Genomic DNA, 13,262 nt, shown 5'->3' with positions numbered 1-13,262 from the left:
ATTCCTTTGCAAACGCAGGGCATCAGGCCGATATGCTGATTTACAAGATTTTCCGGGCGGACGAATGGGCCGCGCTGCAGGCCGCGGGCGAGACCCGGGGCGCGCCGATTGATGTTGCGGACGGCTATGTCCATTTCTCCACCGCATCCCAGGCGGCTGAGACCGCGGCCAAGCATTTTGCAGACGCCGAAGGGCTGACGCTGCTGGCCTGCGATGCAGACGCGATGGGTGCGGACCTGAAGTGGGAAGTGTCCCGCGGCGGTGCCGAGTTCCCGCATCTTTACCGCATGATCCGCATGGCGGATGTGGTCTGGGCCAAGCCGCTGCCGCTGGTGGAGGGCACCCATCAGTTCCCGGAGGAAATGGCATGAAGCTGACAGAGAAACTGGCCCTGGCCGCGATGCACCGGATCGACCCGGAGGCGGCGCACGGGCTGTCGGTGAAGGCACTGACGATGGGACTGGCCCCAGCTCCCGGTCCGGTGACCTCTGCCCGGCTCAAGACCACTCTGGCAGGGATCGAACTGCCGAACCCAGTTGGTCTGGCGGCTGGCTATGACAAGAACGCCGAGGCATTGGCGCCGCTGTCGAAATCCGGCTTCGGCTTTATCGAGGTCGGCGCGGCAACGCCCCGCCCGCAGCCCGGCAACCCCAAGCCGCGCCTGTTCCGCCTGACGGAGGACAAGGCAGCGATCAACCGTTTCGGCTTCAACAACGAGGGGATGGAGGCAATCGGCGCCCGGCTGGCGCAGCGCCCGCGCGACGCGGTGATCGGCTTGAACCTCGGCGCCAACAAGGACAGTGAGGACCGCGCCGCGGATTTCGCCAAGGTGCTGGCCCACTGCGGCGCGCATCTGGATTTTGCCACCGTCAACGTCTCTTCGCCCAACACCGAAAAGCTGCGCGACCTGCAGGGCAAGGCAGCACTTTCGGCGCTGCTGGCAGGCGTGATCGAGACCCGCGAGGTCCTTTCCCGCCGGGTGCCGGTGTTCCTGAAAATTGCCCCGGATCTGGACCGCGCAGGGATCGAGGACATTGCCGCCGTCGCGCTGGAGACCGGCATCGACGCGGTGATTGCCACCAACACCACCCTGTCGCGCGACGGCTTGCGCAGTGCCCACAAAGGCGAAGCCGGGGGCCTCTCCGGCGCGCCGCTGTTTGAAAAATCCACCCGGGTTCTGGCGCAGCTGTCGGAGCTTCTGGACGGCAAGGTGCCGCTGGTCGGCGTCGGCGGCATCAGCACGGCAGAGCAGGCCTATGCCAAGATCTGCGCCGGAGCCTCAGCCGTGCAATTTTACACCGCGATGGTCTATGGCGGGCTGTCGCTGGCCGGTGATATTGCCCGCGGGCTGGACGCGCTGCTGGCACGGGACGGGTTTGACAACGTCGCGCAAGCGGTTGGAACCAAACGGAAGGATTGGCTGTGATCACCTACTGGCATTACCCGAAGTGCTCGAAATCCCGTGCGGGCCTTGCGCTGATCGAGGCGCGCGGCGCAGAGGTGCAGACGCGCGCCTATCTGGAAGATGCGCCCTCGGTTGAGGAACTGAAGGCGGTGCAAACCGCTCTTGGCCTCACCGCAGTGGAAATGATGCGGACCGGCGAGAAGGCCTTTAAAGAGCTGGGCCTGAGCAAGGACAGCGCAGAGGAGGAGCTGCTGGCGGCAATGGCCGCGCATCCGATCCTGATCGAACGCCCGATTGCCATCAAGAACGGCAAGGCAGTGATCGGCCGCCCGACCGAAGCTATTGAGACACTGCTGTAATCGGCTAGCGCGGGCCTGTTGGCCCGCTCTTCACACTTATGCACCAACCTGCGCCTCCAGCCGCGGGTAGCGCAGGCCCAGCGTCACACCGCGGGCCAGGTTCAGAACCATCAGCGATGCCCAGAGGCCGTGGTTGCCAAAGACCGGCACCAGGATCAGCAGCGCCGCCGCATAGATTGCCACCGATTGCAGCATTGCCCGCCGCATGGCGCCGGTCCAGGTGGCGCCGATGTAGATGCCGTCGAACATCCAGCTTGCAACGCTCAGCACCGGCATTGCCACGGCCCAGATCAGGAACACCCGCCCCGCCTCGCGGACTTCCGGCGAAGTGGACATGAGATCGATCAGCCAAGGGCCGCCAGCCGCAAAGGTGACGCCCAGAAGCACTGCACCGCCCACGCCCCATTGCGACGTGACCACCGACGCCCGGCGCACGCGGTCCCGCGCCTTGGCGCCAACCGCTCCGCCCACCAATGCCTCGGCCGAGAAGGCAAAGCCATCGAGCGCAAAGGCGGTGATCTCGACAAATTGCAGCAGGATCTGGTTGGCGGCGAGATTCACGTCGCCGATGCCGGAGCCGATGAACAGGAAAGTGGTGAAGGAACCGGTGAGCAGCACCGAGCGCACCATGATGTCGCCGTTCACCTGCATCATCCGTTTGAGCCGCGCCGGATCGAACACCCGCGCCCAGTCGCGCCACTGATCGCCGGCAAAAGCACTGCGGCACAGGTACAGCCCCAGCGCCAGCCCGCTCCATTCAGCGATCAGCGTGGCGATGGCAACGCCCTCCACCCCCCAGCCGAGCCCCAGCACGAACCAAAGATCCAGCACGATGTTCAGCCCGTTCATCCAGACCTGCAGCAGGAACACGCCGCGGGTGCGCTCCACCGCGATCAGCCAGCCAGTGACCGCATAAAGCGCAATGGTGGCCGGCGCGCCCCAGATGCGGATCTGCAGGTAGTCGCGGGCCAGGCTTTCAACCTCGGCACTGGCGGGCGCCAGTGCAAAGGCGCCCCAGAACACCGCTGCCTGGGCAATGATGAAGACGGTTCCGGCGGCAAAGGCCAAGAGCAGCCCGCGCATCAGAAGGGCACCGGTTTCGGCCCAGTCCCCTGCCCCGCGCGCCTGCGCAGCCAAACCGGTAGTGCCCATCCGCAGGAAACCGAAGATCCAGTAGATCGTCGCCAGAATCACCGCACCGATGCCCACGGCACCGATCGGTGCAGCCTCGCCCATCTGGCCGACGACGCCGGTATCCACGGCGCCCAGAATGGGTACCGTGGCGTTCGACAGAACAATCGGCAAAGCGATCGTCAGCACCCGTTTGTGGGTGATGTCCGCATCAGCGCTGATCATGGCTGTTCAGCCTTCGCCGTTCTTGTCCTGCGGCATCAGGAAATGGCCGGTGGCCTGCGCAAACAGCTTGTCCTTGTGATCCTGCCAGGCCTCCACATGCACCGAGGCATAGCGGCGGCCGGAGCGGTTCACCCGCGCCCGCGCATAGGCATCGCGCGGCAGGCCGGAGCGCAGGTAGTCGACGGTGAAGTCGATGGTCTTGGGCTGGCGCGGCAGGTTGCCCTTGGCCATTTCCGCCGGGTCCAGATCGCCGGATTCGATACGCTGCCACAGGTGCGACCAATTGAGCGTGATCATCGCGGTGATTTCCAGGAAGGCCGCGGTAACCCCGCCGTGAATCGCGGGCAGGAACGGGTTGCCGATCAGCTTGTCATCGAAATTCAGCTGCGCCGTCAGCTCATCGCCGCGGCGCTCAAAAGTGACGTTCAGGAAGCGGATGTAAGGCACCGAATCCACCAGCGCCGACAGGGCTGCATCGCGGCGCTGCTTGACCACCTGGATCGGTTCGGGACGGGGGCGGCTCAAAACTTCTTCTCCACGGTAAAGGCGCCTGAGGCGGTGGCGACGGGGCGGTCCTCATCCTCGTCCATCGCCACGGCGCGGACAAAGGCAACGGTGCGGGTGATGTGGTGGCAGGTGGCACGGGTGGTGATCGCCTGCCCCGGAGTGGCCGGGCGCATGTAATCGATGCGCAGGTCGATGGTGGCGGTGCCGCCGGGGGCGGACGGGTGGCTCATCACCGCTGCGCCGCAGCAGGTGTCCATCAGGGCTGAGACCGCACCGCCGTGAATGACGCCGGTGGCCGGATCGCCGATCAGCTTGTCATCATAGGCCATGCGGATCTCGGCGGTGCCGTCGCCGATCTCAGTCAGCTTCATCCCCAGCTGCTTGGCATGGGGGATTGCTTCGATGAACTGGCGCGCGAGCTCTGTCTTGTCGGCCATGGGGCGGTCCCTTTGAAATGTCTCCCTCATCTTTGGCCCTGCCCCGGCAAAAGCGCAAGTGTGCCGCCGCGGAGGTTGCACTGTTCGCTGCAAGTGCATAGGTTCCCGGCAAGGGAGACGACGGATGACCGACAACAGATTGTCATTCAAGGAAATGTGCGCCGAGTTCGAGGTCACGCCGCGGACGCTGCGCTACTATGAATACATCGAATTGCTGCAGCCGGACCGCGAAGGCCGGTCGCGGTTCTATGGCGCGCGCGAGCGCGCCCGGATGAAGCTGATCCTGCGCGGGCGCAAGTTCGGCTTTCAGCTGGAAGAGATCCGCCAGTGGCTGCTGATCTATGAAAAAGAGGGCAATGACGCCCAGAACCATGCGTTCATGGAAATGGCCGACCGCCAGCTGGTCGAGCTGGAAAAGCAGCGCGAGCAGATCAATGAGGCTATTGAAGAACTCAGCGAACTGCGCGAAAGCACCCGGGCACTGCTAAAGTAACCCGCACAGCTCTTGCCGGAACCAAAGCCCCGCCCTTGTGGCGGGGTTTTCCTTTTTCGGCCGCCGCAGGATTCGCCTGTTTCCCGGACTGATCCGTTGCCGAAACGGCCTGCAGGCCGTCGGCGGACCGGTAACGTCGCGTCACAATATGTACGTTTTGCGAACTTCCGCCCATCCCGAAAGTGACGCAACGTAGATCTTACGTAAACGTAAAGTCAGTCTTGATCGAAATCCGAACTGCGCACAGCTTGGTCCTGCACCAAGCCGTAAGAGTGACGACGATGACCGAAGAAACCATGACCATCCGCGAGATGTGCGAGGCCTTTGACGTGACGCCCCGCACGCTCCGGTTCTACGAAGCCAAGGAACTGCTGTTCCCGATCCGCGACGGCCAGAAACGGCTGTTCACCAAACGCGACCGCGCCCGGCTGAAGCTGATCCTGCGCGGCAAGCGGTTCGGGTTCAGCCTGGAGGAGATCCGCCAGTTGCTGGAACTGTACCACGTCGGCGACCAGCAGGTGACCCAGCTCACCAAGACCTATGAGGTCGCGCGTGACCGGCTCGCCGATATGGAGCGCCAGCGCGAGGAGCTGACCGAGGCAATCGAGGACCTGAAGGACCAGCTGGCCTGGGGCGAGAAGATGATCGCTTCGATGAAGGCCAAGCAGGAGGCGGCCGAATAGGCCGCTGCCCCGCCCTTTCCCGCCGGCATGCCCGGCATTGACCACGATCACCAAGACCCTGAAGAGGACCGCAATGCCTTCCTATCGAGCCCCTGCCAAAGACGCCCAGTTTGTCCTGCACGATGTGCTGAAAGTCACTGGCCGAGACATCCCGGGATACAGCGAGCTGGACCCGGAGTTCACCGGAGCCGTGCTGGAAGAGGCAGGCAAGATCGCCAGCGCAGTGCTGCACCCGCTGAATGTGGTGGGCGATCAGGAGGGCTGCCGCCTGGAAAACGGCGTGGTCTACACCCCCAAGGGGTTCAAGGGCGCCTTCGAGCAGATGAAGGAAGGCGGCTGGACCGGGCTCGACATGCCCGAAGAGTTCGGCGGCCAGAACATGCCTTATGTGATGGGCACCGCAGTGGGGGAGTTCTTCTCGGCCGCGAACCAGGCGTTCACCATGTACCAGGGCCTGACCCATGGCGCGGCGTCGGCGATCCTGGCGCATGGCACGGATGAGCAGAAGGCCACCTATCTGCCCAACATGATCAGCTGCCAGTGGACCGGCACCATGAACCTGACCGAGCCGCACTGCGGCACCGACCTGGGCCTGATGCGCACCAAGGCGGAACCGCAAGGCGACGGCAGCTTCGAAATTTCCGGGCAGAAGATCTTCATCTCCTCCGGCGATCACGACATGGCCGAGAACATCGTGCACCTGGTGCTGGCCAAGATCCCCGGCGGCCCCGAGGGCATCAAGGGCGTCAGCCTGTTCATCGTGCCCAAGTTCCTGGTGAACGCGGACGGCAGCTTGGGTGAGCGCAACGGCGTCTCGGTCGGCAAGATCGAGGAGAAGATGGGCATTCACGGCAACTCCACCTGCGTGATGAACTATGACGGCGCAACCGGCTGGCTGCTGGGCGAAGAGCACAAGGGCATGCGCGCCATGTTCACTATGATGAACGAGGCCCGCCTGGGCGTCGGCATGCAGGGACTGGCGCAGGCCGAGGCCGCCTATCAGAACGCGGTGGAATACGCCAAGGACCGCTTGCAGGGCCGCGACGTGACCGGCGCCAAGAACCCGGGCGGCCCGGCGGACCCGCTGATCGTGCACCCGGACATCCGCCGCTCGCTGATGGATCAGAAAAGCTTTGCCGAGGGCGCGCGCGCGTTCCTGCTGTGGGGCGCCACCCTGATCGACCAGGCGCACCGCGCCGGTGACAAGGATGCGGACGGTCTGATCTCGCTGATGACGCCGGTGATCAAGGGCTTCCTGACCGATCAGGGCTATGACATGACCGTGCTGGCACAGCAGGTCTATGGCGGCCACGGCTACATCGAGGAATGGGGCATGTCGCAATACACCCGCGACGCCCGCATCGCGATGATCTACGAGGGCGCCAACGGCGTGCAGGCGCTGGATCTGGTGGGCCGCAAGCTGGGCCAGCACGGCGGCAAATACGTCCTTGCCTTCTTTGACATGGTGAAGACCTTCTGCCAGGAAAACAAAGATATTTCAGAGGCTTTCAGCAAGGACTTCATCGAACCGCTGAAGGCGGCGTCGAAGGATCTGCAGGCGGCCGGCATGTTCTTCATGCAAAATGGCATGAAGGATCCGAACCAGGCGCTGGCCGGCTCCTATGACTTCATGCATCTGTTCGGCCAGGTCTGCCTCGGCCTGATGTGGGCGAAGATGGGCAAGGCAGCGCAGGAAGCGCTTGACGCCGGGGCCGATGACGCGGCGTTCTATGAGACGAAACTCGCAACCGGCCGGTATTACATGGCACGGCGGCTGCCCGCGACCAAGCTGCACCTGGCCCGCATCGAAAGCGGTGCGGACACGGTGATGGCGCTGGACGCAGACGCCTTCTGATGCCTTCGGGCGTCCCATCGCGGGGCGCCCTGCCCAAGCCCCGGCCGGTGCTTTGACACACAAAGGACCGCAAGATGCCGAAACGTTTCCGCCTGACCCGCCGCCTGCCGATCGCGATGACGGAGGACGGCTACCGCAGGCTGAGGAAATTCGCCCAGGAGGCCGGGCTGGATGAGGGAGAAGCGCTGTCATTCCTGTTCGAGAACTTCGACAGCGTGACGGACTACGAGAACCTGAGCCACCGGCTGCGGCTGTTCAACGCCGAGCTGGAGGCCCGCAAGAGATAAGGCCCGCAACCGGGCCGAAGGGAGAAAGATGACCAGCACGCACTCCGCATGGATGACGGAAGAGCACCAGATGCTTGGGGAGATGACGGCCCAGTTCATCACCAACGAATGGGCGCCGAAGTTCGAGACCTGGCGCAAGCAGGGGCTGATGGAGCGGGAGACTTGGAACCAGGCCGGCGCGCTGGGCCTGCTGTGCCCGTCGATCCCTGAAAGCTATGGCGGCGCCGGCGGAGATTTCGGCCATGAGGCGGTGATCCTGATGGAAGGCAGCCGCGCCAACCTGGCCAGCTGGGGCAATGGCATCCATTCCGGCATCGTTGCGCATTACATCCTGGCCTATGGCACCGAGGAGCAGAAACAGCGCTGGCTGCCGAAGATGGTGACCGGCGAGCTGGTCGGCGCGCTGGCAATGACCGAACCCTCCACCGGCTCCGACGTGCAGGCGATCAAGACCAAGGCGGTGAAAGACGGCAATGCCTACCGGCTGTCGGGGCAGAAGACCTTCATCACCAACGGCCAGCACGCCAACTTGATCCTGGTGGCGGCCAAGACCGATCCGGCACAGGGCGCCAAGGGCGTGTCGCTGGTGGCGGTGGAAACTGACGGCGCCGAAGGTTTCAGCCGCGGCCGCAACCTCGACAAGATCGGCTGCCACGCAGCAGACACGTCTGAGCTGTTCTTCAGCGATGTGGAAATCCCGCCGGAGAACATCCTGGGAGGCGTTGAGGGCCAGGGGTTCTATCAGATGATGCAGCAGCTGCCGCAGGAACGGCTGATCATCGCCTGCGGCGCAGTCGGCGCAATGGAAGGCGCGGTGGAGCGCACGGTGGCCTATTGCAAGGAGCGCGAGGCCTTTGGCGGGCCGCTGACGCAGTTTCAGAACACCCGCTTCAAGCTGGCCGAGTGCCTGACCAAGACCAAGGTCGCGCGCGCCTTTCTGGATGAATGCATCGCCGAACATTTGCAGGGCAAGCTTACCGTCGAAAAGGCGGCGATGGCGAAATACTGGATCACCGACACCCAGGGAGAGGTGCTGGACGAATGCCTGCAGCTGCATGGCGGCTACGGCTACATGCAGGAATACGCGGTGGGCGAGATGTGGGCTGACGCGCGGGTACAGCGGATCTACGGCGGCACCAATGAGATCATGAAGGAGCTGATTGCGCGGTCGCTGTAGCCGCAGGGGCCGCGGCGGGATCGCGGGAGGCAGGTTAACGCCCCATCATCTTTCCGAAAAATACTCTACGGGGGTGCGGGGATGTGACCCCCCGCTCCGCCAGCAGACACAGGGAGCAACAGATGACAATCAAACTGCATTGCTTCGGCGAAAGCGGCCATTCCTACAAGGCGGCGCTGGCGCTGGAACTGTCCGGCCTGGCGTGGGAGCCGGTCTTTGTCGACTTCTTCAGCGGCGCGCACCGCAGCGATGATTACCGCGGCCTCAACGTGATGGCAGAGGCGCCGGTGCTGGTGGACGGCGATCTGCGCCTGTCGCAGTCCGGCGTGATCCAGCAGTATATCAGCGACAAGACCGGCAAGTTCGCAGGCGCCCCGGAAGACAAATACGAAGTTCTGCGCTGGATCCTGTGGGACAACCACAAACTGTCCAGCCAGGCAGGCATGACCCGGTTCCTGATGAATTTCCTGCCCGAGGACAAGCGCCCGCAGGAAGTGATCGCCTTCATGCAGGGCCGCCTGAAGGCTGCCTTCACCACCTTGAACACCCATTTGCAGGGCCGCGAGTGGATCGTGGGCGACGGCCTCACCAACGCCGATCTGACCTGCTGCGGCTACCTGTTTTATCCGGAGCCCTTTGGCTTTGACCGGGCCGACTGGCCCCATATCGACGCCTGGCTGGACCGCATCAGCGCCCTGCCCGGCTGGAAACACCCCTATGACTTGATGCCCGGCAACCCGTCGGACCGGGCCTGAGGAGAGCACAATGACAGACGCATATATCTATGACGCGCTGCGCACCCCGCGCGGCAAGGGACGCAAGGACGGATCCTTGCATGAGGTGACCTCGGTCCGCCTCTCCGCCCTGACGCTGAACGCGATCAAGGAACGCAACAACCTGGAAGGCCACGCGGTCGAGGACGTTATCTGGGGCAACGTGACCCAGGTGATGGAACAGGGCGGCTGCCTGGCACGCTCGGCAGTTCTGGCCTCAGATCTGGACGAACGCATTCCGGGTCTTGCGATCAACCGCTTCTGCGCCTCCGGCATGGAAGCGGTGAACCTGGCGGCAAACCAGGTGAAGGGCGGCGCGGGCGATGCCTATATCGCGGGCGGCGTCGAGATGATGGGCCGGGTGGCCATGGGCAGTGACGGCGCGGCAATTGCGGTTGATCCCTCCCTGGCGATGGAAACCTATTTCGTGCCGCAGGGCATCTCGGCCGACATCATCGCCACCGAATACGGCTTTACCCGTGATCAGGCAGACGCTCTGGCGATGGAGAGCCAGCGCCGGGCTGCCAAGGCCTGGGAAGAGAAGCGGTTCGACAAATCGGTGATCACCGTCACCGACCAGAACGGCCTTCCGATCCTGAGCCATGACGAATACATGCGCCCCGGCACAGACATGCAGGCGCTTGGATCGCTGAACCCCGCGTTCCAGATGATGGGCGAGCAGATGCCAGGCTTCGACAAGGTGGCGATGCTGAAGTACCCGCATCTGGAACGGATCAACCACATCCACCACGCGGGCAACTCCTCTGGCATCGTGGACGGTGCAGCGGCGCTTCTGATCGGCAACAAGGAATTCGGCGAAAAGCACGGCCTGAAGCCGCGCGCCCGCATCAAGGCCACCGCCAAGATCGGCACCGATCCGACCATCATGCTGACAGGCCCGGTGCCGGTGACCGAGAAGATTCTGGCCGACAACGGCATGACCATCGGCGACATCGACCTTTTCGAGGTGAACGAGGCCTTTGCATCCGTCGTGCTGCGGTTCCAGCAGGCGTTCGACGTGGACCCGGGGCTGGTGAACGTCAACGGTGGCTCCATCGCAATGGGCCACCCGCTGGGCGCCACCGGCGCGATTATCATCGGAACCCTGCTGGATGAGCTGGAGCGGCAGGACAAGGAAACCGGTCTGGCCACCCTTTGCATCGCATCAGGCATGGGCGCCGCCACCATCATCGAGCGCGTGTGATGGCGAAGCTGGACCTATCCCAACTGCCCTGGCGCACCGGATCGGGCTATCCGGGCAAGCTGGCCGAGGCCTGCGCGGGCCGCAGCGTCCAGCCCTTGGGCGACCCTGGCGGGCTCAGCCAGTTCGGTGTCAACATCGTGCGGCTGGAGCCCGGCGCGGCCTCCTCCCTGCGCCATTACCACATGGAGCAGGATGAGTTCGTGATGGTGACAGAGGGCATCTGCACCCTGATCGACGATCAGGGCGCGCATGAATTGATGCCGGGCGACTGCGCCGCCTTTCCGGCGGGCGAAGAGAACGGCCACCATCTGGTGAACCGTTCGGACAAGCCCGCGGCGTTTCTGGTGGTGGGCACCCGCACCCCCACAGAGACCGGCTATTACAGCGATTTGGACATGATGGTGAAATTCGCAGGCGGCGAGTTCACATTCACCCGTAAGGACGGCAGCCCGCTGACGGCTGACCAGACCGGAGAAGACACATGAGCGATTTCAAATACGACGTGGACGCAGACGGCGTCGCAATCATCACCTGGGACGCCGAGGGCAAGAGCATGAACGTCCTCACCCGCGAGGCCTTTGGCCTGGTGGAGGAATACGTGGACCGGGCACTGGAAGACGAGGCCGTGAAGGGCATCGTGATCACCAGCGGCAAGAAGGACTTTGCCGGCGGCATGGACCTGAACGTGCTGGCCACCATCCGCGAAGAGTCGGGTGAGAACCCGGCTCAGGGGTTGTTCGACTTCACCATGGGCGGCCACCGCATCCTGCGCAAGCTGGAGCTGGCAGGCATGGACCCCAAGACCAAGAAGGGCGGCAAGCCGGTGGCCTGTGCGATCAACGGCACCTGCGCCGGCATCGGCACCGAGATTGCACTGGCCTGCCATCACCGGGTGATGACCTCCAATCCCAAGGCCAAGATCGGCCTGCCGGAAATCATGATCGGCATCTTCCCCGGCGGCGGCGGCACCACGCGGTACTCCCGCATGGTGGGCGCGATGGCAGCGGCCCCTGTCCTGCTGGAAGGCAAGATGATGGACCCGAAGAAAGCCAAGGGCGCGCAGCTGATCGACGCGGTTGCCGATGATGCGCTGGCCGCGGCCAAGGAGTGGGTGCTGAACGCCAAGGACGCCGATCTGGTCAAGCCCTGGGATGCCAAAGGCTACAAGATGCCGGGCGGCGCGCCCTATCATCCCGCGGGATTCATGACCTTTGTCGGTGCTTCCGCCATGGTAAACGGCAAGACACAGGGCGCCTTCCCGGCGGCCAAGGCGCTGCTGTCCTCCATCTACGAGGGCGCGCTGGTCGATTTCGACACCGCACTGAAGATCGAAGCGCGCTGGTTCACCAACGTGCTGATGAACCCCTCGTCCTCCGCCATGATCCGCAGCCTGTTCCTGAACAAGCAGGCGCTGGAAAAAGGCGCGGTGCGGCCCAAGGATGTTCCGGACCAGTCGGTCAGGAAAATCGGCGTGCTGGGTGCGGGCATGATGGGCGCTGGCATTGCGCTGGTCTCGGCCCAGGCCGGTATGGAAGTGGTGCTGATCGACCGTGACCAGGAGGCCGCCGACAAGGGCAAGGCCTATTCCGCCGCCTATATGGACAAGGGCATCAAGCGCGGCAAGGCGACCGAGGAGAAGAAAGAAGCGCTGTTGGCGCAGATCACCGCCACCCCGGATATCGACGCGCTGAAGGGCTGCGACCTGATCATCGAGGCGGTGTTCGAAGACCCGAGCGTCAAGGCCGAGATGACCCAGAAGGTTGAGGCGATCATTCCCGAGGACTGCATCTTTGCCTCCAACACCTCCACCCTGCCGATCACCGAACTGGCCAAGGCCTCCAGCCGGCCGGAGCAGTTCATCGGCATCCACTTCTTCTCGCCCGTCGAGAAGATGTTCCTGGTGGAGATCATCAAGGGCAAGGAAACCGGCGACCGTGCGGTGGCCAAGGCGCTGGACTACGTGCGCCAGATCCGCAAGACGCCGATCGTGGTGAATGACGCGCGCTTCTTCTACGCCAACCGCTGCATCCTGCCCTATATCAACGAGGGCCTGCGGATGATCACCGAGGGCGTCAGCCCGGTGCTGATCGACAACGCCGCACGGCAGCTTGGCTTCCCAGTGGGCCCAGTACAGCTGACCGATGAGACCTCGATTGATCTGGGCGCCAAGATTGCCCGCGCCACCAAGGCGGCTATGGGCGATGCCTACCCGGAAAGCCCGGCGGACGACCTGATCTTCTGGATGGAGGAACAGGGCCGTCTGGGCCGCAAGGCCAATGCCGGCTTCTTCGAATATGACGACAAGGGTAAGCGCGTTGAATACTGGAGGGGCCTGCAGGAGAAGTACCCGCTGGCGGCCGAACAGCCCGATCTGATCGAGGTGCAGGAGCGGCTGATGTTCGCGCAGGTGCTGGAAGCGGTGCGGGCGCTGGAGGAAGGCGTGCTGATGGACATCCGCGAGGGCGACGTCGGCGCCATCCTGGCCTGGGGCTTTGCGCCGTGGTCCGGCGGTCCTCTCAGCTGGCTGGACATCCTCGGCACGCCTTATGCGGCAGAGCGCTGCGACAGCTTGACCGAACAGTTCGGCGAGCGCTTCGCCTGCCCGGCGCTGCTACGCGAGATGGCGGAGAAGGGCCAGAGCTTCTACACGCGCTTTGCGCCGGAGAAATCCGCCGCCGCCTGAGTGAGAGCACGAAATGGAAAAGGCCGGCGCCCACACGCCGGCC

15 protein-coding genes are annotated in these 13,262 nt (G+C 64.0%); 12 read left to right on the top strand and 3 right to left on the bottom strand.

The genetic code is table 11. The annotated features are described in order from the left end of the window. The first annotated feature begins 32 nt into the window (after positions 1 to 32). From LHL23_RS07170 to arsC, 3 genes are read left to right on the top strand one after another with little or no spacing between them, the layout of a single operon-like run. Positions 33 to 371: a DUF952 domain-containing protein gene (locus LHL23_RS07170; protein ID WP_222476216.1), complete on the top strand. Its 339-nt coding sequence runs from the start codon at positions 33 to 35 to the stop codon at positions 369 to 371. Further along, positions 368 to 1,426 carry a quinone-dependent dihydroorotate dehydrogenase gene (locus tag LHL23_RS07165; protein ID WP_226429330.1) on the top strand — a complete coding sequence of 353 codons (1,059 nt, stop codon included), beginning with the start codon at positions 368 to 370 and terminating at the stop codon, positions 1,424 to 1,426. The genes LHL23_RS07170 and LHL23_RS07165 overlap by 4 nt, the downstream gene beginning before the upstream one ends. Then, positions 1,423 to 1,764, top strand: a complete 342-nt coding sequence (arsC, locus tag LHL23_RS07160; protein WP_226429467.1) for an arsenate reductase (glutaredoxin) — start codon at positions 1,423 to 1,425, stop codon at positions 1,762 to 1,764. The genes LHL23_RS07165 and arsC overlap by 4 nt, the downstream gene beginning before the upstream one ends. A gap of 36 nt (positions 1,765 to 1,800) precedes the next feature. Here arsC and LHL23_RS07155 read toward each other — a convergent pair whose 3' ends face one another. From LHL23_RS07155 to LHL23_RS07145, 3 genes are read right to left on the bottom strand one after another with little or no spacing between them, the layout of a single operon-like run. Next, positions 1,801 to 3,120: an MATE family efflux transporter gene (locus LHL23_RS07155; RefSeq protein ID WP_226429329.1), complete on the bottom strand. Its 1,320-nt coding sequence runs from the start codon at positions 3,118 to 3,120 to the stop codon at positions 1,801 to 1,803. A gap of 6 nt (positions 3,121 to 3,126) precedes the next feature. Next, on the bottom strand, positions 3,127 to 3,645 hold the full coding sequence (locus LHL23_RS07150) for a PaaI family thioesterase (RefSeq protein WP_222476221.1): 519 nt from the start codon (positions 3,643 to 3,645) through the stop codon (positions 3,127 to 3,129). After that, positions 3,642 to 4,064, bottom strand: a complete 423-nt coding sequence (locus LHL23_RS07145; RefSeq protein WP_222476222.1) for a PaaI family thioesterase — start codon at positions 4,062 to 4,064, stop codon at positions 3,642 to 3,644. Before LHL23_RS07145 ends, LHL23_RS07150 begins: the two co-directional genes overlap by 4 nt. A 124-nt stretch (positions 4,065 to 4,188) precedes the next feature. Between LHL23_RS07145 and LHL23_RS07140 the strand changes: the two genes are divergently transcribed. The 9 genes from LHL23_RS07140 to LHL23_RS07100 all read left to right on the top strand — a co-directional run bounded on the left by LHL23_RS07140 (position 4,189) and on the right by LHL23_RS07100 (position 13,219). Further along, positions 4,189 to 4,557, top strand: coding sequence for a MerR family transcriptional regulator (locus tag LHL23_RS07140; protein ID WP_222476223.1), 369 nt, complete (start codon positions 4,189 to 4,191; stop codon positions 4,555 to 4,557). A 281-nt stretch (positions 4,558 to 4,838) separates the two neighbouring features. Beyond that, the gene (locus LHL23_RS07135; protein WP_029204772.1) at positions 4,839 to 5,240 is read left to right on the top strand and encodes a MerR family transcriptional regulator; all 402 of its coding nucleotides are present in this window, start codon (positions 4,839 to 4,841) and stop codon (positions 5,238 to 5,240) included. 73 nt (positions 5,241 to 5,313) lie between these two features. Then, complete coding sequence (locus LHL23_RS07130; protein ID WP_226429328.1) at positions 5,314 to 7,095, top strand: acyl-CoA dehydrogenase C-terminal domain-containing protein; 1,782 nt, start codon at positions 5,314 to 5,316, stop codon at positions 7,093 to 7,095. A gap of 74 nt (positions 7,096 to 7,169) precedes the next feature. Further along, positions 7,170 to 7,382 (top strand): hypothetical protein, encoded by a 213-nt coding sequence (locus tag LHL23_RS07125; protein ID WP_226429327.1) that lies wholly within the window; start codon positions 7,170 to 7,172, stop codon positions 7,380 to 7,382. Between the two features lie 28 nt (positions 7,383 to 7,410). After that, on the top strand, positions 7,411 to 8,559 hold the full coding sequence (locus LHL23_RS07120; RefSeq protein WP_226429326.1) for an acyl-CoA dehydrogenase family protein: 1,149 nt from the start codon (positions 7,411 to 7,413) through the stop codon (positions 8,557 to 8,559). Between the two features lie 122 nt (positions 8,560 to 8,681). Beyond that, entirely contained in the window at positions 8,682 to 9,314 is a 633-nt protein-coding gene (locus tag LHL23_RS07115; protein ID WP_226429325.1) for a glutathione S-transferase family protein, read from the top strand. A 10-nt stretch (positions 9,315 to 9,324) separates the two neighbouring features. After that, positions 9,325 to 10,536 carry an acetyl-CoA C-acetyltransferase gene (locus LHL23_RS07110; protein ID WP_226429324.1) on the top strand — a complete coding sequence of 404 codons (1,212 nt, stop codon included), beginning with the start codon at positions 9,325 to 9,327 and terminating at the stop codon, positions 10,534 to 10,536. Beyond that, complete coding sequence (locus LHL23_RS07105) at positions 10,536 to 11,021, top strand: cupin domain-containing protein (RefSeq protein WP_226429323.1); 486 nt, start codon at positions 10,536 to 10,538, stop codon at positions 11,019 to 11,021. The genes LHL23_RS07110 and LHL23_RS07105 overlap by 1 nt, the downstream gene beginning before the upstream one ends. Continuing rightward, positions 11,018 to 13,219: a 3-hydroxyacyl-CoA dehydrogenase NAD-binding domain-containing protein gene (locus tag LHL23_RS07100; protein ID WP_226429322.1), complete on the top strand. Its 2,202-nt coding sequence runs from the start codon at positions 11,018 to 11,020 to the stop codon at positions 13,217 to 13,219. Before LHL23_RS07105 ends, LHL23_RS07100 begins: the two co-directional genes overlap by 4 nt. Positions 13,220 to 13,262: the final 43 nt, after the last annotated feature.

Origin of the sequence: Leisingera sp. McT4-56, from assembly GCF_020514995.1 — a bacterium.
In the GTDB taxonomy this organism is placed as follows: domain Bacteria; phylum Pseudomonadota; class Alphaproteobacteria; order Rhodobacterales; family Rhodobacteraceae; genus Leisingera; species Leisingera aquaemixtae_A.
Note: the sequence above shows the minus strand (reverse complement) of the source record. Positions and strands in the feature narration are given on the sequence as shown.

Bases quoted from the DNA above. Each gene is read 5' to 3' on its own strand.
- LHL23_RS07170 (WP_222476216.1), top strand. From the start codon at position 33: ATGCTGATTTACAAGATTTTCCGGGCGGACGAATGGGCCGCGCTGCAG.
- LHL23_RS07165 (WP_226429330.1), top strand. From the start codon at position 368: ATGAAGCTGACAGAGAAACTGGCCCTGGCCGCGATGCACCGGATCGAC.
- LHL23_RS07155 (WP_226429329.1), bottom strand. From the start codon at position 3,120: ATGATCAGCGCTGATGCGGACATCACCCACAAACGGGTGCTGACGATC.
- LHL23_RS07145 (WP_222476222.1), bottom strand. From the start codon at position 4,064: ATGGCCGACAAGACAGAGCTCGCGCGCCAGTTCATCGAAGCAATCCCC.
- LHL23_RS07140 (WP_222476223.1), top strand. From the start codon at position 4,189: ATGACCGACAACAGATTGTCATTCAAGGAAATGTGCGCCGAGTTCGAG.
- LHL23_RS07135 (WP_029204772.1), top strand. From the start codon at position 4,839: ATGACCGAAGAAACCATGACCATCCGCGAGATGTGCGAGGCCTTTGAC.
- LHL23_RS07130 (WP_226429328.1), top strand. From the start codon at position 5,314: ATGCCTTCCTATCGAGCCCCTGCCAAAGACGCCCAGTTTGTCCTGCAC.
- LHL23_RS07125 (WP_226429327.1), top strand. From the start codon at position 7,170: ATGCCGAAACGTTTCCGCCTGACCCGCCGCCTGCCGATCGCGATGACG.
- LHL23_RS07120 (WP_226429326.1), top strand. From the start codon at position 7,411: ATGACCAGCACGCACTCCGCATGGATGACGGAAGAGCACCAGATGCTT.
- LHL23_RS07115 (WP_226429325.1), top strand. From the start codon at position 8,682: ATGACAATCAAACTGCATTGCTTCGGCGAAAGCGGCCATTCCTACAAG.
- LHL23_RS07110 (WP_226429324.1), top strand. From the start codon at position 9,325: ATGACAGACGCATATATCTATGACGCGCTGCGCACCCCGCGCGGCAAG.
- LHL23_RS07105 (WP_226429323.1), top strand. From the start codon at position 10,536: ATGGCGAAGCTGGACCTATCCCAACTGCCCTGGCGCACCGGATCGGGC.
- LHL23_RS07100 (WP_226429322.1), top strand. From the start codon at position 11,018: ATGAGCGATTTCAAATACGACGTGGACGCAGACGGCGTCGCAATCATC.